16 protein-coding genes are annotated in these 23,696 nt (G+C 42.9%); 15 read left to right on the top strand and 1 reads right to left on the bottom strand.

Annotated elements, in window-relative coordinates:
- The first annotated feature begins 403 nt into the window (after window positions 1-403).
- Genes ETHHA_RS16330 through ETHHA_RS06425 form a run of 5 tightly spaced genes read left to right on the top strand, consistent with a single transcriptional unit; the run spans window position 404 to window position 5,800 of the window.
- Window positions 404-634, top strand: a complete 231-nt coding sequence (locus ETHHA_RS16330; protein WP_013485171.1) for a helix-turn-helix domain-containing protein — start codon at window positions 404-406, stop codon at window positions 632-634.
- A gap of 26 nt (window positions 635-660) precedes the next feature.
- Window positions 661-2,127 (top strand): hypothetical protein, encoded by a 1,467-nt coding sequence (locus ETHHA_RS06440; RefSeq protein WP_013485170.1) that lies wholly within the window; start codon window positions 661-663, stop codon window positions 2,125-2,127.
- Window positions 2,128-2,140: 13 nt separating this feature from the next.
- A complete protein-coding gene (locus ETHHA_RS06435) occupies window positions 2,141-3,280 on the top strand; it encodes a coiled-coil domain-containing protein (protein WP_013485169.1) in 1,140 nt (379 codons plus the stop codon).
- A gap of 15 nt (window positions 3,281-3,295) precedes the next feature.
- On the top strand, window positions 3,296-4,759 hold the full coding sequence (locus ETHHA_RS06430) for an Hsp70 family protein (protein ID WP_013485168.1): 1,464 nt from the start codon (window positions 3,296-3,298) through the stop codon (window positions 4,757-4,759).
- 18 nt (window positions 4,760-4,777) lie between these two features.
- Window positions 4,778-5,800, top strand: a complete 1,023-nt coding sequence (locus ETHHA_RS06425) for a UvrD-helicase domain-containing protein (protein ID WP_083803647.1) — start codon at window positions 4,778-4,780, stop codon at window positions 5,798-5,800.
- On the opposite strand, the gene tnpA is transcribed toward ETHHA_RS06425, so the two are convergent.
- Window positions 5,787-6,245, bottom strand: a complete 459-nt coding sequence (gene tnpA, locus ETHHA_RS06420) for an IS200/IS605-like element ISEha1 family transposase (protein ID WP_013485043.1) — start codon at window positions 6,243-6,245, stop codon at window positions 5,787-5,789. The genes ETHHA_RS06425 and tnpA overlap by 14 nt on opposite strands.
- Window positions 6,246-6,265: 20 nt before the next feature.
- Between tnpA and ETHHA_RS15070 the strand changes: the two genes are divergently transcribed.
- The 10 genes from ETHHA_RS15070 to ETHHA_RS06365 all read left to right on the top strand — a co-directional run bounded on the left by ETHHA_RS15070 (window position 6,266) and on the right by ETHHA_RS06365 (window position 23,614).
- Window positions 6,266-7,744 (top strand): 3'-5' exonuclease, encoded by a 1,479-nt coding sequence (locus ETHHA_RS15070; RefSeq protein WP_137143864.1) that lies wholly within the window; start codon window positions 6,266-6,268, stop codon window positions 7,742-7,744.
- 13 nt (window positions 7,745-7,757) lie between these two features.
- On the top strand, window positions 7,758-10,943 hold the full coding sequence (locus ETHHA_RS06410) for a helicase-related protein (RefSeq protein WP_013485167.1): 3,186 nt from the start codon (window positions 7,758-7,760) through the stop codon (window positions 10,941-10,943).
- A 5-nt stretch (window positions 10,944-10,948) separates the two neighbouring features.
- Complete coding sequence (gene drmB, locus ETHHA_RS15520) at window positions 10,949-12,805, top strand: DUF1998 domain-containing protein (RefSeq protein ID WP_013485166.1); 1,857 nt, start codon at window positions 10,949-10,951, stop codon at window positions 12,803-12,805.
- Window positions 12,802-13,380, top strand: a complete 579-nt coding sequence (locus tag ETHHA_RS06395; RefSeq protein ID WP_013485165.1) for a DUF4357 domain-containing protein — start codon at window positions 12,802-12,804, stop codon at window positions 13,378-13,380. Before drmB ends, ETHHA_RS06395 begins: the two co-directional genes overlap by 4 nt.
- Window positions 13,381-13,439: 59 nt before the next feature.
- Window positions 13,440-14,939, top strand: coding sequence for a TIGR02677 family protein (locus tag ETHHA_RS06390; protein WP_013485164.1), 1,500 nt, complete (start codon window positions 13,440-13,442; stop codon window positions 14,937-14,939).
- On the top strand, window positions 14,932-16,068 hold the full coding sequence (locus ETHHA_RS06385) for a TIGR02678 family protein (protein ID WP_013485163.1): 1,137 nt from the start codon (window positions 14,932-14,934) through the stop codon (window positions 16,066-16,068). Before ETHHA_RS06390 ends, ETHHA_RS06385 begins: the two co-directional genes overlap by 8 nt.
- On the top strand, window positions 16,065-20,111 hold the full coding sequence (locus ETHHA_RS06380) for a TIGR02680 family protein (protein WP_083803644.1): 4,047 nt from the start codon (window positions 16,065-16,067) through the stop codon (window positions 20,109-20,111). Before ETHHA_RS06385 ends, ETHHA_RS06380 begins: the two co-directional genes overlap by 4 nt.
- Window positions 20,108-21,388 (top strand): TIGR02679 domain-containing protein, encoded by a 1,281-nt coding sequence (locus tag ETHHA_RS06375; protein ID WP_013485161.1) that lies wholly within the window; start codon window positions 20,108-20,110, stop codon window positions 21,386-21,388. Before ETHHA_RS06380 ends, ETHHA_RS06375 begins: the two co-directional genes overlap by 4 nt.
- Window positions 21,389-21,477: 89 nt before the next feature.
- A complete protein-coding gene (locus tag ETHHA_RS06370) occupies window positions 21,478-22,713 on the top strand; it encodes a WYL domain-containing protein (protein WP_013485160.1) in 1,236 nt (411 codons plus the stop codon).
- Window positions 22,703-23,614, top strand: coding sequence for a WYL domain-containing protein (locus ETHHA_RS06365; RefSeq protein ID WP_013485159.1), 912 nt, complete (start codon window positions 22,703-22,705; stop codon window positions 23,612-23,614). Before ETHHA_RS06370 ends, ETHHA_RS06365 begins: the two co-directional genes overlap by 11 nt.
- Window positions 23,615-23,696: the final 82 nt, after the last annotated feature.

Raw genomic sequence — 23,696 nt, 5'->3', positions numbered from 1 at the left:
TATAATTGGATTTTCATAGAAAACCGGTAACACAATACTCCAGTAACAAATCAGTAAACCACTTTTTTATAAAATTATTTTGAGAAGATGGCGGTTTGGAAGACTTCGAAAATTATGTATATAAAACTGAGGTCCATTGGTCTTTGCTAAACGAAGGCCTTACTTTACCTGTTGAAAATCAGGTGATCTTTACACGAAATATGGGAAAATTTCTGCAACGAGGAGAAGTAAAGCCCATAAGCATCTATCTTAATGGGAAAAAATATGTAGCGCAGATTCGGAATGTTAACTTTTCTGAACGTTTTGTCAGAAAAGATGCCATCCAGATTCGATATCCTCGGAACGGCGAATTGGCAAGAGCACTGCAATGCCATTTCATAAGGGTTAAATAAGGAGATAGTATATGGCCATTCACTGTAAGCTTTCAACGCTCATGGGTGAAAGACGATATAACATTCAGGATGTTTTTGAGAAAACCGGAATAAGCAGGAGCACAATTTCCGATTTGTACCATGATCGTATAACACGCGTGGATTATAATACGCTTAATAAGCTATGTGAATTATTCGATTGCAAAACATCAGACATTCTCGTTTTTGTAAAATCTCAAAAAGAAACGTCTTTGACGAAATAATAACCAAATCAATAGGAGGTGCTGGCGTGTCAAGTGAAATAGAGCTTCAAATAAATACTCTTATTGATGCGTTACGCACAAAAGAGCAGGAAGAAAAACGGCGTTACGATGCAGCTATAGACATTGAAGATATGGCTGAAGCCAAAGAAGTCATGTTAGATGCCCGAACAAAGATTCAACAACTGAGAAAATGGTCAGAGAGTCTCACTTCGGTTCAAAAAGAAATTGCGGGTTCATATCTTGCATCCAATCGCATCATTATAACACCGACGGTTGTTTCGCAGCCAGCTATAGAAAAAGAATTAGAACCACCAAACGCTGAAGCCGTGCCAATGGAACTAGAACAGAATTCGGAAGATGCTTCATATAGCAGTGCCGGTGATTATGTAAGGCAGAAATTATATCAATTGAGCAAAAGCGGTTTTGTTTTTTCTGAGGAACAATTGCGAAATATGCAGGACTCAGCCTGGAGCAGAAGAATTCTTGGTCTGCCTCACCAATTTGCAAGAATATATGATGAAACAAAGGAAATTCTCAGGCAAACTTCTATCGCCGGAACACCGCGTCGTTACTGGGTAAAAGACAGGTTTAAATTTGGTGACGTTATACTGCTTATTTACAGTGGATGGGCTTCGATATATTTGCCGTATTTTGACGATTGGTATGATTCGCTAAACAAGCATTTCGATAAGACATCCGACGAACGACAAATTCAAGAACTATTTCCCAATTCTATTGTCGAATCTCAGCAATTAGAAGAAACTGCATCTGAACAAGTTAAAGTTGGCTTTTATGTTCGCACGAAATTGAGAGATTTGTGCGATACTGGTTTTCAGCCAACTGAGAATGAATTACATTTATGGCAAGATAAAAATTGGAGCAAGCGGGTTCTTAACCTTAATTATCCGTTTGCTAAGTTGCTCTGTGAAAAAGACTTTTTAGGAGAACAAACTGGATCTGAAAGCAGCAAAAATCGTTACTGGGCAGAGGCTTTTAAACTGGGTACTACAACAATTCTGTTTTGCAGCCAGTGGTATCGTCCAGACAGAGAATATTTCGATAGATGGTATGTCAGCTTAAAAACACAGATTGAAAATTCTCATCTTATCCCAATCACTCTGTCGCCAGAAGAAACAAGTAGCATTCCCGATACTAATGAATCTGCCGAAACAAGAAATCCGGTACCTTCGGGGTTCACACTACTTGGCAAAACATATGCTACAAAAAGTTGGGATGATGTTCTCGTAAAGCTATGCGAAGCAATGATTCTCAAAAAGCCCTATAAAGCTCTTGTCATAGGTGTTAAACAATTAGTTCAATCGGGCGGGTCTCCTGTCCTTTGGCTTGACGAGCGTGACAACTCGGCTGAATCATATATATTATCAAACGGGCTGTCTGTGGCAAAAAACAAGGCAAGCGGGGAAATAAAATCCTGCTGCGAGCGTATACTTAACTTGTGCGGATATGACCGCAGCGAACTAAAGATCAGTTAATGGAGGAAACACATTGGAAGCTTTACAAGTATTAGATGAAATCTGTGCCAAGAAGGACTTGAGCAAAGATAACCGAAAGAAAGCGGTTGCCATCCTTTTGACAATGTCGGAAGAGATAAATAATGCGAAGCAGGTAGCTGATTATCTAATGAAGCTTCATTACTCTGTTTGCCCTGCTTATTTTAATCGAGCAGCGACGGAACTCAGCAATGAGCAATTAGCCACAATTGTCGAGGAGTTTCGCACAAATGAGCAGTTTCAAAAGGACAAACCGCAGAATTTTCTTTATCCGAAAGGGTTCGGAAGTGTACTGTCGTTGACAAAAGCTTCAAAATATGAGCTTGCATTTTCAATTCTTAACTACATTCTAATACGTTCAGAAAGTGGGAGCCAGTTTGCTGATGGCTGTAAGAATAACTTCAAAAAAACTATTGTTGATGTAAATGGACTATCTTTCGTTCAAAAGCTCTATGAAGTAGTTAACGCGGATGCGTTTAAAGCGAACCCATTTGAAAAACAGAGATTCGAACGTTTCCTAGATGCAGTAGTTGACAGAACTGTTTCAACAACTATTGATGTTTCTCAGCCACCAGCTGTAAAGGTTGCGCAAGCAGAGACTGCAAAAGAAGAAGAACCAGTCCAAACTTCTTCTATAAAAGCGGAGAAGACAAAGAACTATGACTCGCAGATTTCAAAAGATGCTCTTGTAAAAATTGAATCTACTCAGACGGAAATTCTCTTGCTATTACGAAGGCTGACAGAAAACCGGGCAGCAATAGATACCCTTTCGATGCAGATTCAGAAAAAAAATGGAGAGATTGCCACTGCTCAAGCTACCATTCGTGAGAGGGAACAACAGCTAAGTTTTTCAACATTGGAACTAAAGAAAATAAAAACTACCCTATCTTCATCTGAAGCGCAGGTTTCCGATTTGACCGAACGTCTCCGCACTTCGTTGAACATGGATGAAATATCAAAGAATCAGGAACTGGCAACCCTGAAGAACGATATTTCGGAAGCACTAAAACTGGACTATTCCGATTTTATGGCATCAAAGGGAAGCGAGTATAGTTCCGATTTGTTTGAGGCATATCGGTCTACACTTACCCGAATCTTTAAACTACTAAAGAGATTTGGAATAACTTACGAATAAAGGCGGATAAGAATTATGCAGAAGGGCAGTTTTATCGGGATAGATTTTGGAACAACGAACACGTCTGTTGTTCGGGTGTTTAATGACGAGCATGGATATAAAACCGTCAACCTTGGGGAGGGCGGTGATTATCCATTCTCATCGATTGTTGCTATTCCTCGTCAGAATGGTGGTTCATTAAAATTCGGACGTGACATTAAGAACCACCGCGAGGAACTGTCCTCTGATTACGAGATATTCACGTCAATGAAATCATTTTTAGGTACCAACAAAGAATTCAAAGTTGGTGATCATAGATATTCAGCCACTGAAATTACAACATTGTTTTTGAAATACATAAAGGATTACATATCAAGAACTCATCCAGACGTTGATTTGTCGAAAGCGGGGCTTTCATTCCCTGTGGATTTTTCCCCGGAGGCTCGCAGAGAGCTCCGGACTGCGGCAGAGAATGCTGGTATAAAAGTCAACTCCTTTTTATCTGAATCCACGGCAGCTTATTTTGCTAACCGCAAAGCGGGACAAGCTTTTTCAAAAGTTATGGTTCTTGACTGGGGTGGTGGCACTTTTGACATAAGCATTCTGGAATTGAAAAAGAACTCGATTACAGAGACCGCTGTGTTCGGCGAGCGTGTAGGAGGCGATGACATCGATTTTGCTCTGGCAAAGCGTGTTCATGCAGAAATAATAAAAAAATCAGAAGTTTACAATCCTGTAGCGTTTGAAGATATGAATTTGGCAAGCAAAGATTATCTTATTTCTTGGTGCGAAAAAGCAAAAATCGAAATTTCAAATACCGAAGATGACTATGAATCTGCAATCTATAATTACGGAATGTACGGGACAAAGTCTATCACTGTAAGTGTTAATCTTTTCAATGGTGTTGTTGAACCTATAATAAAAAGCAGAATTCGCAAGGCTGTTGATGCCGCACTAGGGCGAGCAAATCTAAAACCGGCAAGTATTGATGCCATAGTGATTGTCGGAGGCAGCAGCAACCTCGCTTCGTATGAAGAAGCGATAACCAACATTTTTAAAGACAGCCAGGTAATCTTGCCGGACAAGCCTCAGTGGTCAACTGCTGAGGGTGCTGCTCTTATGCAAATCATCGGCGGCAATTTTAAGTTAAACAACTCGCTTGGGCTATATTTGAGCGATGGTTCAATTTTTCCGATTTTGAAAGAAGGAGAACATGGCGTTGGATCCGTAATTGAAACGCTGAGTTTTTCTCTAACCGAAGACACGCAAGATGCCCATTTTAACTTTGCAAATGAAGATGGTGTCATGTTTGAGCGGGCCACAATACCAACGAAAGGCTATTTGAATGAAATCATTCGACTTTCGGCGCGGATAGATGATGACCAAATTGCAAGAATTCAGTTGTATAATAATTCAATGGGTGACTTACAACACAGCAAACCTACCAATGTTGAAGTGAATAAGCTTACTTTCTATTACGATATATCCGGTTTAAAATAATGAAGGAGATGCGCTGAAGTGAAATCTAATATTACAATATCCAGTAATATTTATATTCGTGCAAATGATGATATTCAGCGAGATATTAAATATGCTCATCAAATCACCGGAAAACAAAGGCTTAAGACACTTAAGAGCCAATACTGTTCTGGAACACTTTCCTCTTTTCGCCTAACCGAATGGCAAGAATCAATTTTGCAGAATGATGTAACATGTTGTAATGCTTCAAATAGAGAGGCAACTCATGGGCTTGTGCGTAAAGATAAGCTAATTAATTGGGAAGGTCGTTGTGAATACTCAAATTGTAAGTCATTTTCGTCCTGCGGAGGCGCTGCAAAATTTACGCGACAAGCAGTAATTGAGCATGCTGATATTACTGAAGAGAAAAGTCCCGCCTTAAGATATGAATGGCTTGGAATTGAAAATATTGAGGAAGTCTTCGCAGAAAATGAAATAGATGAAGAATCAATAGAAACAGTTCCTGAAGAATCCATAATTGAAGATTTCAAAGAATTTGTTAAACCTGAAGAATTTATAAAGATTGCGGAACCGTCCGCAATTATCGAAGCCCCAATTAACAGCAAGATACTCGTTAATGCCGCACCGGGAAGCGGTAAAACTTATACTGTTATAAAAAGGCTCGAACACATTATTAACAAGGAACTCGTTGAGGATTTATCAAGCGTCTTAGTTCTTGTATATACAAATGCTGCAAAGAACGAGATTTCAAGTCGTTTGGAATCCGGTGTATCGCAGAGATTGCTTCCATATTCGGCAATAAATGTGGATGTTTGCACATTTGACTCCCTTGCAACGAGTTACCTATCAACTATTGAGGCGCAATTTGTCCAATTGGATTATAATGGAAGAATTAATATGTTCAATGAAAAGTTCGTAAAAGAAGATTTTTCAAACTTCGAATATGTAATTGTAGATGAACTACAAGATCTTGTTAACGAACGCGCCTTAATGACAATGAATCACCCCGCCGCAAGCGGCGGGGTATCCAATGCTAACCCTACCCTTGCTAAAACAACGTGAGTTGTTCTATTGTTTCAACTTTGTAAAGTTGTTTATACTCCTCTGTCTTACCCTGATTCTGCAAGTATCTTTTTATTACTTCTTCACTGCCAAATTTGCTTACCGTATTCACAAAATATCCATCCGTCCATAATTCTCCACCCCATAATTGTTTTTTTACTTCCGGATGTTTAGAAAATATTTCTCGTGCTGTTATACTTTTCACTGTTGTGATTATTTTCGTCGGGCTGTACTTGGGTACTGATTGTATTAGAAAATGCACATGATTTTTATCTGTACCTATTTCAACAAAGTACATCTCAAATCGTTCGCTTATTCCTCCGCACACTTCTACGAGTGTTTTGGTAACTTCTTCGCTAAATATCGCTCTGCGATATTTAGCGGGGCATACAAAATGGTACATCAGCACTGAGACATTGTGAGATTTATGAATATACTCACTCATCTCTTCCCTCTTCTCGTTTTTTGTTATACCAATTTTATACCCTTTTATTTAACGCCGCAAGCGGCGGGGAATTAAACCCTCAGAGATTAAATATTCTCAGCGCGCTAACAGGCGGTTATTTACTGCTCGGCGATAAATGCCAAGCAATATATGATTATGATTGCCACGACGGAACGAGTGTAAACTCTGTTGAATTCTATAAACGGCTCGATAAAATTCTTCCGATAGATGTTTTCAAATATGAATTGACCGGGAATCAGAGGCAAACCGCCAACCTTGCACGTGTATCAGATAATATGCGTTGCGCTTTGCTTGAATTTGCCGATCCATCAGTTGTAAATTCGTTTATCAAAGACGAACTTGGTAGTATTCAGGCCGCCGGAACGATTGAAACATTTGACTTTTCCAATATTGCAAAAAGAACTGCAATACTTTGCCGGAATAACGGCGAAGCCGAATACATAAGCCACTTCCTCTTCAAGAATGGAATTAGCCATACTTTGTTGCGAGGAGTTGGAAAAGTTGCTTCTTTAAATCGATGGATAGCAGATTGCTTTTGGGATTATCAAGCCGATTCACGGATAACTGAAGATGATTTTATTACAAGATATTGCGGCCGAGTTGCCGATGATGAGGTCACGGCTGAGCTCTGCTATAAAGCTCTTTGTGAATTGGTTTATGATGACAAAAAGCCTTTTATTGAGATTGAAAAACTATCTGCTGAACTCAGTAAACCAACAGTAAAAATACCAGAATTGCTTTTGAACACAAGAGAATCATTACTCACAGTTTCCACTATTCATAAAGCTAAAGGCAGAGAGTTTGATTGCGTTTATTTATTGAATAGCGGATTCACGCCCAATGCCACAGATACCGAAGAAGCTCGCGTATGGTATGTAGGTTGTACGAGAGCGAAGAATCAGCTGAATAAGCTAAGTAAGAAAAACCAGTATTTAAGAAAATGTGGTTCAAATCCGTCTCGATGGGCAGGATTAGGCTTCCATAAAGCACGATGGGGTAACAACCATTGCAGTAATCTTGTTGTGGGATTACCAAAAGATATTCTTGCAGCTGGTTTTGTTTCTGGTGATCTTGAAAGAGCAATTGAAACACAAGAGTATATATCGGAAGCAGTTTCTGTTGGAGATGAATTACAGCTCATACTCACAGGCAATGTTTATCACGTTCACCATAAAGGTAGAAAAATCGGTTCTCTTGATTCCAGTCTATATAACGAGTTCTGGAGCATAGCAAAGGAAAATGTTGGGACTTCTAACCCGCCACCATTTTTATCACCCGTTTTCGTTACAAACATAATAACAGTAACCCCAGACAGATTTCCTGATAATGTGTCTACATATTACCGAACAACTAAATTCTGGCTCGGCGTGGAACTGTCCGGTTTCCCAAAAATCGACTGGCATTATGAGAAACCACAACCAGTTAGGTGTAGCGACTGGATACCTAACACATATTCTGACTGGGATACAATTAAGTAAGGGAGAGTAATCGATGGGTGGTTATAAAGAGTATTACGACGCTATCAGCGAGATTCGCTCTTGTTTGAAACGAGATTTGATTGGCGCAGTTGAAGAAAACGAGGTTCTCGTTAATGTTGAACCACTCAATACATATGCTTGCGGAATACTCTGGGCAAGGAGATTAGACCAACCCGCTGTCGACAGCAGCCAACTAACATTTGACGATGTTGAGCTTTTGTCAGAGGAAGTGGAGCCCGAAGATATAACGGAAAGCAACGACGACTCAATAAGTAACGCAAATAAACGCAAGCCTATATCTATGGGTATATCAATCACTCTGCCGCAGCAAGTTCACACACTTACTCTTCGTTTTAAAGGTGCAAAATATACCCATGATGAAGAGCGTAAAATGGTACCAATAGAGAGAAAGAATCCTGAAACGGGCGAAAAGGAAGTAATTGAACGCGAGAGGGTTGTACACCGATATACAAGGGTACCATTTGAGGTGAATCCTCAGGTAACGGTTCAAAAACGGCTTGGTATGAAACAAGTATTTCAAGATAAAAAACTTGGTTTTGAGATTACGTTGTCCGTGCGCCATATTATGGATGACGGTTGCAAACTTGTTACAATCACTGCTACTAATATTGTTTCTGCCGCTCAAGTTGGAATTGAGCAAAATATCAATGCAATATTCCAATGTGAGTTAACTATTTCGTCTGATGAAAAATTTATTCCTGTTTATCAAAACAGTGCAATTATTGCGGACGAAGAAGAAAAAATCAGCGGATTGCAATACAGAAATGTGAAAAATTACGCCTATGGACATGGGTGCTCAGTTGAATATGACGAAACTGAAATAGGAGTATTTTCTGTAAGAAGTGAATTTATGCCTACCCAGATGGTCTACCAAATGATGCCAGGCACAATAAACAATGCCAAGATATTAAATCTTGACTATTGGACGACCGCTGATAAGAATATTGCTTGTAAAGAATTGCAGGAATTCATTAATGAATATGCCTCATGGAAAAAGAAACAGGAATCTATATCTGTTCCTTTAACTTTAAATAATAAAGCTGACAGTCAAACGGTGTTGAACAGAGTTGATGAATGCATTAAAAGACTAAACGCGGGGGTCAGTACGCTCCTTGCCAATGACAAAGCATGGAGAGCATTTGGCTTAATGAATGAAGCTATGCTTCTTCAGAGAATCAAAACAAAAGAAATCAAACCAGAAGATGTTAATTGGTATCCCTTTCAGCTTGCTTATATTCTTCAAATATTACCTGACATCGTTAATAAAGATAGCGACTATAGACAATCCGTTGACCTGCTGTGGTTTCCTACCGGTGGTGGTAAAACTGAAGCGTATTTGGGCGTAGCTGCATTTACAATTCTTTATCGTCGCCTAACCGTTTCAAGTTCAATCGATGGTGTTACCGTTATTATGCGTTACACACTCAGACTTCTTACTATCCAGCAATTTGAAAGGGCGTCAGCATTAATTTGTGCCTGTGAATATATTCGCAGAAGAGACAATATCTCCGGCGGTGAAATCAGCATTGGGCTTTGGATTGGAAGCAGCATGACGCCTAACCACATTACTGAGGCGGAAAGTGTCCTGCAAAAACTCAAGGAGAATCCTAATGAAAAAATATATGAGGGAAACCCTGTTCAAATAACACGATGTCCTTGGTGCGGTCAGAAAATTGATTTAAATGGTTATGAGATTGTTGATGGAGAAATGCGCATTAGCTGTGCTGACAATGAGACCTGCGATTTTCATAAAGGATTACCCATATATGTTGTTGACGATGATATATACAGTAACCGTTCAACACTTCTATTAAGCACCATTGATAAATTTGCAAGAATAACATGGGAGGAAAGAGCCCGTAATCTTTTTGGAATGAACTGTCCAGCACCTGAACTGATTATCCAGGACGAATTGCATCTTATTTCCGGTCCGCTTGGATCACTTTCCGGAATTTATGAAATCGCCATTGAGTATCTTTGCGAAAAATCAGGGAAGCAACCGAAAATAATAGCCTCAACTGCAACGGTAAGGAATGCTAAGGAACAGATAAAAAATCTGTACAATCGAAACGCAATTCAATTTCCACCTGCGGGAATTAATTTTGATGATTCTTTTTTTGCTGTACAAGCGGATGCAAGCAAGCGTCCGGCGAGAACTTATTTAGGTTTCTGCGAAATGGGCGGCAGTATATCCGATTTGCTGATTCGTCTTTATGCAACCTTATTTTTTACAAAAGCCTTGTTCATTAAACAAGGCAAAAATACGGATATTATTGATCAGTATTTTACTACTGTAGGGTACTTTAATGCTCTAAAAGATTTAGGTGCATCCTCAACGATTATCCAAGACCGTATCTTTACGCACATAAGAAATTTAATTGCAAGAACATTCAAAACTGAATCAGAACAATATGGTATTTCTGCCAATGACGTTAAAATGTTTGAACATTCAGAACTCACAAGCCGCAAGAGTTCAAAAGAAATTAAAGATACACTGGATCAGTTGACGATACCCTACACGGATTCAGCTTGCTTCTCGTATATTCTCGCTTCAAATATGCTTTCAGTTGGAATCGATATCGACAGGCTTGGCGTCATGACTGTTTATAATCAGCCCAAAAGTAATGCAGAGTACATTCAGGCGACCAGCCGTGTCGGAAGAAGGAATCCCGGTCTTGTTTTGACAATGTACAATAATATGAGATCACGGGATAAATCTCATTACGAACAATTCGGCTATTATCATAAATCATTTTACCGATATGTTGAAGCAACGAGTGTGACGCCGTTTTCGGTGAGAGCAATAGAAAAGGCTTTGCATTGTGTTTTTGTTGCACTTGTTCGTGCAACTGTTCCTAATTTGGCAGCGAATGACGCTGCAAGATATTTTAGGGCAGATAACTTTGCGGTGATTCAGATTAAAGAATACCTCGTTCAGCGAGTACGTGAGATAATGCCAGACAGCGTAGCATTTGCTCAGACTTCCTTAGGTGAGTTTGCACAGAAGTGGCAAGATGTCGCGGAAGAAAACGAAAACACCTTGTACTACAAGAGCTACAATGGGAATCCGAGTTTGTTATCTTCAGCTGAAGAGGATTCGGAACTGGGCTTGCCCAAAATTTTAAACTCACTGCGCAATGTCGATCCCACAGTCAATATCTATTTTAACAGGAGGTAATTGAGATGGCTCGTCAGTTTGGAAGTAAACAAAAACCTGAAAATACCGGTGAAGTTCGTCAAAGCCAGCTCATTACCACATTTGGAATTGGTTCAATAGTGGATTTTGTACGCGATACTGTTATTATCGGAGGAGTTGATAAGTGGGACAGGGATGACATATATGAAGACTGGGAGGATAGAAAACTATTCAATAATAACCTTCAGACTTTAACAGGAGCAGAATTTTTCCTTGCGCCTAAATCAGCAAGTAATATACGGTTCAGAAAAAGCAACGATGTTGAGTCCTATATTTTCCCAAGAAAGCTCTATTGCCCTATTTGTAAACACATAATCGATGCTGAAGAACTTGGGAACCAGCAAAAAAAGCATAACTGCTTCATGCCTAATCCTAAAAAAGGCGGTAAGCCATGCGGTGGGCATCTTGTGGCATCCCGTTTTATTTTGGTATGCCCGAATGGTCATATGGAGGATTTTCCGTACTCATGGTGGGTGCATCATGGAAATAAGTGCAGTAGCGGCAAAGCTAATCCACGGATCAAGATGTTCAACATAGACAACAGGAGTGATGTTGATAGCCTTATGGTTGAATGTGAAGAATGTCAAGCAAGACGTGGGATGGCTAATGCTTTTGCCAAAAATGCTTTCAGCGGTGAAAATGGATATCCTTGTAGTGGACATCATCCTCATTTAGGAATAAATCATCATTCTGAATGTGCAGAGATTGTTTCGGCTCGGTTGCGTTCTTCCTCAAGCGTGTATTTTCCAGCAAATATGAGTGCCTTGTCTATTCCGCCTTGGAGTCAAAGAGCGGTGCAAGCAATAGAAGCCGCGTATGAGAATATTCAGGAGATGGAGGAGTTCGGCGACGCTGCTGTTAGAAAATTCATTAGGAGGCAAGTGCTAACTAAAGTTAGAGATCCAATAACATTTGAAGATTTAATTTCAGCATATACATTAGTTAAAGATAAAAAAGCATCCTCAGCAATGCATTCTGAAGGTGATGTTTTTGCGGCTGAATACGATGTTCTGTGCAGAGGAAATGTTACCGCGGATGAATATGTGGCTTCTAAAGCTATTGTTCCACCTGCGTTCAAAAGCATTTTTGAATCAGTAACTATTGTTGAAAAACTTACAGTCATTAGTGCTTTAATCGGGTTTACGCGTATACAACCGTGGAATGGAACAATTAAAGATAATCCCTGTCTCGCGCCTCTTTCCATAGAAAAAAAGAAATGGTTACCGGCAGTAAAACTTTTGGGTGAGGGCATTTTTATTAAATTTGATGCAAAGGCGTTAGACGGTTGGAGTACCGTTGTAAATGATCGTTACTCGCAAATGGCACATGAGCTTGAAAATTCGTTCTTTACAAATGAGCGATTTTCCTCTGAATATGTTGCAATGCACACATTCGCGCACCTGTTTATTCGACAACTTGCGGATGATTGCGGATATAGTGCCTCGTCTTTAAAAGAAAAGATATACTCAACATTTCATGAGGGGACAAGCCAGACTGAAATGCATGGGGTACTTATATACCTTTCAACGTCTGATGCAGAAGGAAGCCTCGGCGGGCTGATAAGTATCGGTAAAGATCCGAAACGCTTACAGGCAGTCCTTAAAAATATGCTACAAAAAGCTTTGTGGTGTAGCGGCGATCCGCTTTGCGCAAGTTCAATGCAGCAGGGATTCAACTCTCTAAATTATGCTGCTTGCCATGATTGTGTTTTGCTCCCTGAAACCTCATGTGAATTTCGGAATGTTCTTCTTGATCGTATCTCAGTAATAGGTACAGCAGATAATCCAGACTTAGGGCTTATGGGCAATATTGCACTTGAATTGCTTGGAGGCGACCAGCAGTGAGCATAGCCAATTATATCGAGCAAGCCATAAATGAACTGCTCAAAACTGATAACGAAATTAAAGCGCAGTTTTATTCTCAGCCAGATGCGCCTGTGTCAGAAGAGTGGCATAAGCAGCACCATCAAATAAAAAAGTTGATTAGTCAACTGCAAGAAATAAAAGTTGAGGGTTTAACTATTGAAAAAAGCGTGACAATTGTGCATCCGAAACTGCCTTCTTACACTTATTTTGTGATTGCTCGCAGTGATATGAGTGGAAAAGCCTATGGTGTGCTGGATGGGACACGCTTTAAGGTCTTATCCGGAAGTTTTATAGCTTCAACCATGTCCTTAGATATGTATGAAATAGTAAAACGTCTGCGTGCTCAAAATTCCGTATTCATAAACTCAGACAATATACTCACGAAAGAAATCAGTTTTGATAACCCTGGTCAGGCAGCAAGATTTGTCACCGGTATACACGTTAATGGTATTGAGGAATGGAAAACACCGGACGGAATATCGCTTAAGCAGTATTCTAAACACAATACTGCTGAGTTAGTAGATCCCGTGGATTTTTCATTTAAAAATCAATAAGCTAAAATGATTTCTTATCAAATAGAAATATTTCGCGATAATGTAAAGAAGGCGGAGCTATGCCGGTCAATGCAGTTTCTATGGATAATATACCTGAAACATCTTATTTAAACACGGATAATACAGCGCATTATCGTGCCATCATGCGTGTGTTTTATGACGAATCCGAGAAGACTCATTACCAGTTAGATAAGGAAACTGTTCTGGAAAAGCTACATCAAATTCCTGCCTTTGCGGACTACACGATGGAACAGCTTCTTCCGCACCTGAACCAATTGGTTATTTGGAAAAATCTCACACCCATCCAAGATCCGAGCCGGGCAAACACAATTGCGGAATATAAAAACAATCAGTTCCGCTATCTTATGTCAGGGGCGGCCGTGGAAGTAGAGCGTATGACGATCCGGCTGGAAGCGCTCGTATTAGAAAGCGCCTCGCTTTCGATTTACCTGTTCCCCCGTATTCAAAACGCACTGATGGAGATGGAATCTCTGCAGGCCGCCCCACTTAAGGACGTGGATGAATGGTGGCAGAACCTGCAAGAGGATTTCAAACGGCTCAATCAGAATTACCAGGATTATTTGAGAGACTTTTATTCTTCAAAGGCAGAACACATGATGCGTTCTGCAGAATTTATTGCGCATAAAGAGCACGTCGTTAAATATTTAAGAGATTTTGTACAGGAACTGCAATCAAGGGGCGGAAAAATTGAGAAAGTACTCTTTGAAATTCCCGATACGTTAATAAATACTATTTTAGATAAAATCGTTAAAAGTGAGCTGGACAAGCCGCGTCCCTCATCGGAACGCCCGCCAAATTTCAAGGTACAGATCAAAGAAAACATCCGTGGAAAGTGGCGTTCACTTTATGAGTGGTTTGTTTCTGAAGCAGGTCGCCTGAGCGAAAGTCAATATGTTTTGGAAACGACCAATGAAGTGATTAGAAAGATCATTCAAAATGCCAATTTTATCATTCAGATGCAAAACAATGGTGTAAGCCGCAAAGAAGATTACAAAAAGTTTCTCCGGCTATTTGCGGAATGCGAGAACCTAAAAGAAGCACATAAGCTTTTCGCCCATGTTTTTGGTGTTGCCTCCGTCCGTCATTTTACGATCAATAGCGCCCGAGATACGGATAACATAAACAGCAGCATTTATGAGGAAGCCCCTTGCGTGTATCTACTCGACACCCGCAGCCGTCAATATAAGCCACGCATCGACAAAAGCGGGTTTTCAAGCAAAAGTCTGGAGAAAGCGGCGCTTCGCCAAAAACTTCTTGAAGAACAGGAGCGAACAAAAAGACTGGCGCTGCAATATATCCGGAATGGAAAGTTGGATTTTTCTACCATCACAGATACACTTGAACCTTCGACACGGCAAATCTTTCTAAACTGGGTTGTGCTGGCCAACAACGCCTCTGACCGTCATGCCATCACTGAGTATGGACAGAAGTTTCATTTGCTCCGCCAGCCAGGCTCCTGTGTGCTGCACTGCACAGATGGTAATCTGACCATGCCCGCCTATGTACTGGTGTTTGAAGGACGTGATGCGAATGGATGAATTTCGTGCTCTTTTAGGACAATTTTGGATTCTTAGAGAACAGGATGCTGCCCTATACCACCGTGTTAAACGAGCCTTACCCACTTTTCAAAAGATTCTTGGGGAACAGTTTGGCTGGAAGCTGTTCATCAACGAAAAACTGATTAAATTGGAAAAGATTCCGGCACATGCGGAACCTTCTATGGGAATCGAAGCTTTTGATGCACCTTCCGATTACTGTCTGCTATGTGCATTATTGATTTTTTTGGAGGACAGAGATGAGGGAGAACGGTTTCTCCTTTCAGAACTCACTCCCTCATTGCTTGCTTATCTGCAGCCTGTTCTTTCTGATTGGAATTGGGAAACCTTTTCTAGCCGTAAGAGTTTGGTTCGGGTACTATGCTATGCGGAGTCTCTTTCGCTGATTAAGACCCGAGACGGAATCAGCGAGAATTTCTCATCCGATCAGAGTCAGGAGGTTCTTTATGAAAATACCGGATTGTCAAGATGGTTTTCCGTCAGCTTCAGTTATGACATTTCAGGCTTTTCCTGCGCCACGGACTTTGAAAAGGAGGGCGCGGAAAACCTGAATCAGGACCGTGGTGTCCTTCGTACCCACAGAGTGTATCGCCAGCTTGCGCTGTCACCCGCAGTGTATTGGGAGCAGCCTGATGATCCGGTTTATGCATATATCAAGAATCAACGCGGTTCGGTACAACATTACCTGGAAAAGACCATTGGCGGCAATTTGCAGATCTACAAAAACGGTGCGTATTTTGTTTTGGATGAAGATGAGTCATTTGGTATGAGCTATCCGGAAGACCGTATGTTGAGCGATATTGCGTTAAACCTTTCTGCAAGATTGCGCTCAGTTGTTCTTGAGAATGAGTACCCACGTGCCATGAATGATTTCGTGGAGTTGTCCTTCCATGATTTCACCCGGGAACTGGAGAAATGCCGAACACAGTATTCTGCTTTATGGGGGAAGCAGTATCGTGAGATGCCCCTTGAAAAATTGACCGAAGAGGTACTCTCCTATATGGAAAGCTGGATGCTTTTGTCCCGGCGAGAAGAGGGCCTTACACTTCTACCCGCAGCGGGAAAAATGACTGGAAATTACCGGGAAAGAAATGAAACAGAGGAGGTATGATGTTGCGCTGGCTAATGAACCGTTTAGGCTTCGTTAATTTTTGGTTATATGATGTTGAAGAGTTTCCCTTTCGAGGCGGCAGATTACTGCTGCGCGGCGCGAATGGTGCAGGTAAATCCATTACGACGCAAAGCTTTATCCCCTTTATTTTGGATGGTAACCATCGTCCGGAACGCTTGGATTCCTTTGGAACTAAGGATCGGAAAATGGATTTTTATCTCTTGGGAGACGGCGACCGGGACGAATCCACCGGATATTTGTATTTGGAATTTAAGAAGCCGGACGTGGAACATTATTGCACACTGGTAATCGGAATGCGTGCCCAGAAAGGCAAGGGAATTTCATCGTTTTGGGGATTCTGCCTTTGTGACGGGCGCAGAATCGGTTCCGACTTGTGCCTGTACCGCGAAGCCGGGTCACAGCGGCTTCCTCTCAGCAAACAAGAGGCTAAAAACGCACTAAACGACTCCGGCAATTGGGCCGACAGCACGACCGAATATAAAAAGCTGGTCAATGACCGTATTTTCCAGTTCCCGGACATTGACCAATATGAGCAGTTTATCACACTATTGATTCAAATTCGTGCCCCAAAGCTAAGCAAGGATTTCAAACCATCCTTGGTACAGGATATCTTGAATTCATCCCTACAGCCGCTCAGTGATAATGACTTGCAGGCGATGGTTGACGCGATGGAAAAGATGGACAGCATTCAGGGGAATCTGGAACAGCTGGAACGCGCGCAGATCAGTGCGGGAATTATCCGAACTGAATATACCCGATATAACCAATACATGCTGGCACAAAAAGCGCGTGCGTTTTTGAAGCATCACGAGGAAACGGAAAATCTGCAAAGTCATGTTTCCACCACACAAAACGATATTGCAAACCTAGAGCTTGAAATTGAGAAGCTGAATGTAAAGATACAGAAGGATAGCGAAACCCTTTCTCAGCTTAAAGCAGAGAAAAATGCGCTTGGCGGCAGCGACACACTGCAGGAAAAGGCGGATCGCTTGACAGAGCTACAAGATGCACTGCAAGAAAATGATCGCGAATTTGAACAGGATGCGCGTAATGTTGAAGGACAGAGGGAAAAACGAAACCAGTCGCAACGCACGCTAGATAATCTGAAACGGCAGAAAGACGACCAACAGGCGCTTTACCAACAACGATTGGATGAGCTGGACGAGGTGCAGGAGCAGTTGCAATGGAACGGGCCTTCGGAACTAAAAAAGCAGCTCGCCAAAAAGTCATACACCGCTTTCAAAGAGGCCTACACTGCCGGCACGGTTTATAGCCGCCGGTTGAAGGACGCTCAGACCGCGCTGGAACAGCAGGAAGAAAAAAGCAGAGAACTGGACGATGTCCAAAAGCGGTTGAACGACGCGGATGTCAAGTGTCGTACCGCCCAAAATGAGTTAGATACCGCATATTTGGTAGAGCAGAAAGCCCGCGACGAACTGATTGAAGCCTTTTTGCGCATACAAGCCGGAAATCGGGAATTTGTATTTTCCGATACGCTTTTAGGACAGATTAAACAAATCGTCTCCCATTACAAAAGCACGGTGGACGACAGTGAATTGAACGCGCTTCTCTCCAATGAAAAAAATGCACTTTACAGCCTTTTGCAGACGCAATTAGCCGAATGTCAAGCACAGCGGAAGGAATTGCAGGATACTTATAATGCGTTGTGCGCACAGCTCAAAGTGCTGGAGGATGCGCCGGAACCTATTCCACTCCGGACAGCGGCAGTTCAGGAAACCCGTGAAGAGCTGTGCCGCCGTGGCGTTTCCTGTGCACCTTTTTACGACCTGATTGATTATGCCCCAGGTATGGAACAAAGGAAAAAGGATTTGCTGGAAGCACAGCTTACCGATATGGGTCTGCTTGACGCTCTTGTGGTGCCACAGTCTGAACAGGCGGTTGTGTCTGACATTTTACAGCGACATCCTGACCATTTTGTCAAAATATCCGATGCCCATATCCGTCAGCCGCTGCATGATCTTTACGCTGTAGAAGGCCCATTGAAGGAAGCCGCAGAGACAGCGCTTAGTGGAATCTCCTGTACGGACGATGACGGGGATACTGCCGTTCTTCCGGACGGTCGTTACCGTCTCGGTGTTTTAAGCGGAAAAAGCCATCCTTTAAAAACGGCAGGCTTCATTGGAGCGGCTGCCCGCCGCGAGAATCGCCAACGGCAAATAGACGCGCTTAAGCAGCAAATTGCGGAATGCCAAGGCGCGCTGGGACTGCAGTATATGAAACTCGAAAAATTGCAGCAGCGCATCAATAACCTAAATGCAGAATATGAGGGTAGACCTTCTACCGCTGATCTCGCGATGGCGCTGAGTTTGGTACAGACCTGTGAAAACAGCCTTGCGGTCGCCAAGGGTGCAGTAGAGCAGCTTGATAAGGCGGAAAAGGATGCCCGTGCCGCTTTGGGCAATGCAAAGCAGCGAGCGATTACTCTGTGCAAAGAAATACCGGTTTCAAGAACCGCAAGCGCATTTCTGGAAGAGCAGAATTCTTTGGACGATTACATGGCGCTGCTGCATGATCTGGAGGAAGGCTGGAACGGCTATCACCACGCCGAAGAACTTTTTGGGGCACAAAGTGACAAGCTGGAACAGGTCGAGGATTATTTGCTGTCACTTGAACTAGCGGCGCGAACGAGGAAAAATAAATCACAGACGCTGACCCGGGAAATCAAAGCGCTTCAGGAATTTTTAAATCAACCCGAGAATCGTGCGCTCGCGGAAAAATTGCAAAAAATTAATGGGGAAATCTCTGATTTAGAAAAAAATCTGCCAGATTGGAAAGCAGACGTCAGAGTAGACGGGACCAAACTTGAACAGCTATGTGAAAAAAAGCTGCAAAAAGCGCAAGAACTCGTGACTATGATTGAACATGAAAATAATCTGAGGACGTATTTTCTGGAAGAGCAGGCGCTAGGATTTTTCCCCGATACAGCGGATGAAAGCGTTTTAGCAGCTGCGCGCAAAGCCGAGCTTAAGTTGCGCGCACAGGATGTGGAGCAATTGCCTGATAATATGTATCAGGCGCTTCACGAAAATTTTCTCAAAAACAGCGCCGCGCTTACGGACTATCAGCCCAAAATTATTCCGCAGTTTGAAGAGACCGAGGGGGTTCTGCGAAGGCGGCGGTTGATTCTTCTGACACTGGATGGGAAACAGGTTTCTCTTCCCTTTTTCATACAGGAAATTGGCCAGAAGATTTCCTTGATGCAGGAATTGCTGAACGAAAAGGATCGGGAACTTTTCGAATCCATCCTGACAGAAACAATCAGTGGCAAACTCCGTAACCGCATTGCGGTTAGCCACAGATGGGTGCACACCATGGGCGAAATTATGAGCGGTGTGAACACCTCAATGGGGCTTGTTTTTAATCTTTCATGGAAAGGGAAATCCCAGCAAGCAGATGGGGAATTGGATACGAAAAAGCTTGTAGAGCTTTTAAATAGAGATATCGAAATTTTAAGCGATGAAGACCGCCGCAAAATTACAGCGCATTTTCGGACTAAGGTGAACTCTGCACGCAGATATGCAACGGAAAATGACCAGTCTGTCAGCTACGCCGACCTTATCCGAGACGCTCTGGATTTTCGCAATTGGTTTGAATTCACTCTTTCTTTTCAAAGACGGGGTGAAAAGGAAAAAAATCTTACCAATTCCGAGTTCAATAAGTTCAGCGGAGGTGAGAAAGCAATGGCTATGTATGTTCCTCTCTTTGCCGCAATCTCCGCGCAATATAAAAGAGCCACCGTGGAATGCCCATATGTCATCGCATTAGATGAGGCCTTTGCGGGTGTGGACGACAAAAATATTGAGAGCATGTTTGCCCTTGTGGAGACACTTGGCTTTGGCTATATCATGAATTCACAGGCATTGTGGGGCTGTTATGCATCTGTCCCACAACTCGAAATTGCGGATATGTACCGCCCGGCTAATTCTCAGGTAGTCACGATCCTTCTTTATCAGTGGGACGGTTACCAAAAAACACTCGACGAAGGTGCGATGCTTCTATGAGTCAAACTGACTGTGTTACCTATTTCCTCGAAAAATCGGGCTGGACCCGCCAGATGAATCAAATTTTAAAAAAGTACAAGTCTTATGGGAATAATTCCGGAACTGTTTCTCTTCCGGACGCAACAGAGGAGGAGTGCCGTGTAGCGGGTCTTTTCATGGGTAAAACATTTTATCCGCCGTTGCGGTATCAGCTTTCGGACTTCGAGCAAGCACTAAAGGCCAGTCGTTTTCAGGACACTTCTTTGCAAGAGCTGTTGGAGGGTTATTTCGGTTACCCTGTGTGTATGAATAAAGAAGTGAGTAAAACCCACCAAGAATGGGTTAAAAACCTATTTGCAGAAGCATACACGCAGGCTACATCCAAAGTAACCCAAAACTGGGTACAGAGAATGTTGGAATCGAAGGACAGTGGGTACAAACTTTTTTTGAAAGCTGCCAACAAAGACGAGGCAATGGCCTGTACCTCTTTAAAACAGGCGTGTGCTGCACTTGATATTTTGGCGACCCAATCGCTTTCAGAGCGCCGTCTGGCAGTTTTCAGCGCGGGAATAACCGCAAATCCGCACAGTTTCGATATGGACCGCCTTGCCGGTAAGTTACTTCTATACGGAATTTGCGATTGGCAGCAAAGGAAATATCCCCACACTGCCGAGCAGCGTGCGGAAACCCTTTTTTTAGTCAATCTTTTCGCGGACGATATTTCCAGCTTTACCACGCAGTTCGGTCTTCTGCTTTACACGGAAGAAGGGGAACATCCCGCATTCCAAGCATTCCGTACCCGCAATGAAAGCGCTGTAGTGACACTTTCCAATCTGTCAACAATTGTTCGTGCGGCAAGTCCGACTGGGAAGATTTATATTGTTGAAAATCAAATGGTTTTTTCCCATCTGTGTGAGCAATCTCTACCGTCACATTCCCCTATTTTATGTACATCCGGACAGGTTAAAACCGCATCACTGATCCTGCTTGATTTGTTGGCTGCTTCAAGCTGCATGATGTATTACTCCGGTGATTTTGACCCAGAAGGCCTGCGCATAGCCGACCGACTGGCATTACGTTACCCCAAACAATTCTTTTTCTGGCATTTGGAGAAAGATGATTATTACCGTTCTTTGTCGGAAGAATCAATTCCTTCATCGCGGCTTACAGCGTTAGCCCAGCTACGTTTGCCCGATTTGCAGGCAGTTTCCTCGGAGATACAGAAAACTCGGCGCGCGGGCTATCAGGAACTGTTGTTGGAACAGCTCCTGAACGACCTAAATGCCGAAGTTCGGTAAAAAGGGGTATTTAACAATGCGCAGCCGCCCGCTGAAGATGCTGTTTTAGGACAGGAAAACAAATTTAGGAATACCGAGGTGAACCCCGCATGCCGTATAACGAACTTGTCAAAAATTTCTCCCGCATTCGTGATTACATGCGGGAGTTTTTTGTTTACGGATTTAAAAGCCGCGAAGAAGTCGGCATTAAGAGTGCGCGGAGCTATGACAACGAGCGTCGCCGGATAGAGAGCTGGCTCTGTGAATATATGTCCTTTCATCAGGATGCAAACGGAAAGAATATGTTTATCTCCGTTGACAGCCGCCGTGTTCCGCATAACCCACTCTATCAGGCGTGGAAAGCCAAAAGCTTCACCAAAAATGATATCACGCTGCATTTTTGGCTGATGGATATTCTGTCGCCGGATAAATTAATATCGCTTACAGGAATTATGGATATGATCGATCGCGATTATCTGCCGCTTTTCGAGCACGCCGATCCAATCGATGAGTCTACCATTCGCAAAAAACTGAAAGAATATGTGGATCTGGGGCTGATCGCCGCCGAAAAGCAAGGCAAGCAACTTGCCTATCGGTTACCCTACGATGCTGTCGACTATGGGATATGGCGCGATGCAGTTTGCTTTTTTGCCGAGACAGATCCGCTTGGCGTGATCGGTTCCTATTTGCGGGATAAATTCGATGCGCTACCAGAATATTATACATTCAAGCATAACTATCTGCTTTTTGCGCCAGACAGCGGTGTCATGTTGGATTTGCTTACCGCCATCCACAATCATCGCTGTATTGAGCTTGAGCTCTACCCCAATAAGCGGCGAACCGTGCTACCGCTTAAAATTTATATCAGCACACAGAGCGGGCGTCAGTATGCGGCTTGCTGCGGAATTCACGGTAAACGTTTTTTCTTCCTTCGGCTGGATTCCATCAAAACCGTAAAGCCTCTTACGATCACAGAGGATTATAGCGTAGACTCGGCGCGGTTCACCGAATTTCAAAAACATCTTTGGGGCGTGTCAACCGGGCAGAATGAACAGACAGAACACATTGAAATGACGCTCAAAATCGGCGCGGATGAGGATTATATCGCAAAGCGAGTGGAACGTGAAAAACGCTGCGGCTCCGTCACGCAAATCAACGCCACATGCTGGCGGTATGCTGCTGATGTATACGATGCGCAGGAAATGCTGCCTTGGGTGCGGACTTTTATTGGCAGAATCCAGTCTCTGACCTGCTCCAATCGTGCCGTTGAAGAGCGATTCCACCGCGACCTTGCGGCGATGACCGATTTGTATAAAGGAAACGGAGGAGAAGGTAATGCTGTTTAGCGAGGTCTACAGCACTTATTTTAACGCTGTTGCAGCCATTTTGCGCGAGGCGATACAGTGCGATATAACAGATCAGCGCATGTCGGAGCTTATCCGGGAAAAAGCGTTTTCCGAGAGTGTTCTCACCGTTCTTCCGGCGCTTAAAAATGAAGAATGGCTCCTGATGAATAGAAAGGGACAAACACCCATGAAGCAACCGCCGCAAATGCCGCTGACAACGCTTGAAAAGCGGTGGCTGAAAACGCTGCTTTCCGATCCTCGTATTGCGCTTTTTCAGCCGGACGAAACCGGACTTGATGATGTGGAACCGTTGTTTTCTTATAACGATGTCGTCTACTTTGACCGCTACGCGGACGGCGACCCTTATACAGATGCGAACTATATTCAGAACTTTCATACCGTTCTGCAGGCTTTGCGGGAAAAACGCAAGCTGAAAATCAGCCACAGCAGCCGAATAGACAGGCGTGTTTCCGGCGTGTTTGTTCCTTTCAGACTGGAATACTCCGGCAAGGACGATAAATTCCGATTGATCACATCCGGCGCTTGGCACAGCCGTACCATCAACCTTGCACGCATCACCCAATGTGAGCTGCTGGGGGAGTACGCTGATGGCGAGTGTATTCCTCCGAGACAAAAGGATGCCTCCGTCATCTTTGATCTGACGGATGAACGCAACGCGCTGGAAAGGGTGATGCTGCACTTTTCCGATTGCCGAAAAGAAACCCGACGGCTGGATGAGCGGCACTATACTGTTACCCTTTGGTACGAACCGCAGGATGAAACCGAGCTGCTGATCCGCATTTTGTCCTTTGGGCCGATGATTCGCGTGACCGCGCCGGAAAGCTTTATCAATCTGATACAAGAACGTCTCTTTCGCCAGAAAGAATTTATGATGGATTAAGTTCGCAACTTTTTTTCCATGATTTTTACTCCTTTATTTGCTAATATAATACTCGTAAAGCGCAGACAGCAGACAATCTGGT

The organism is Ethanoligenens harbinense YUAN-3 (assembly GCF_000178115.2).
GTDB classification, from domain to species: domain Bacteria; phylum Bacillota; class Clostridia; order Oscillospirales; family Ethanoligenentaceae; genus Ethanoligenens; species Ethanoligenens harbinense.
This window is presented reverse-complemented; position numbering and strand designations above follow the sequence as displayed.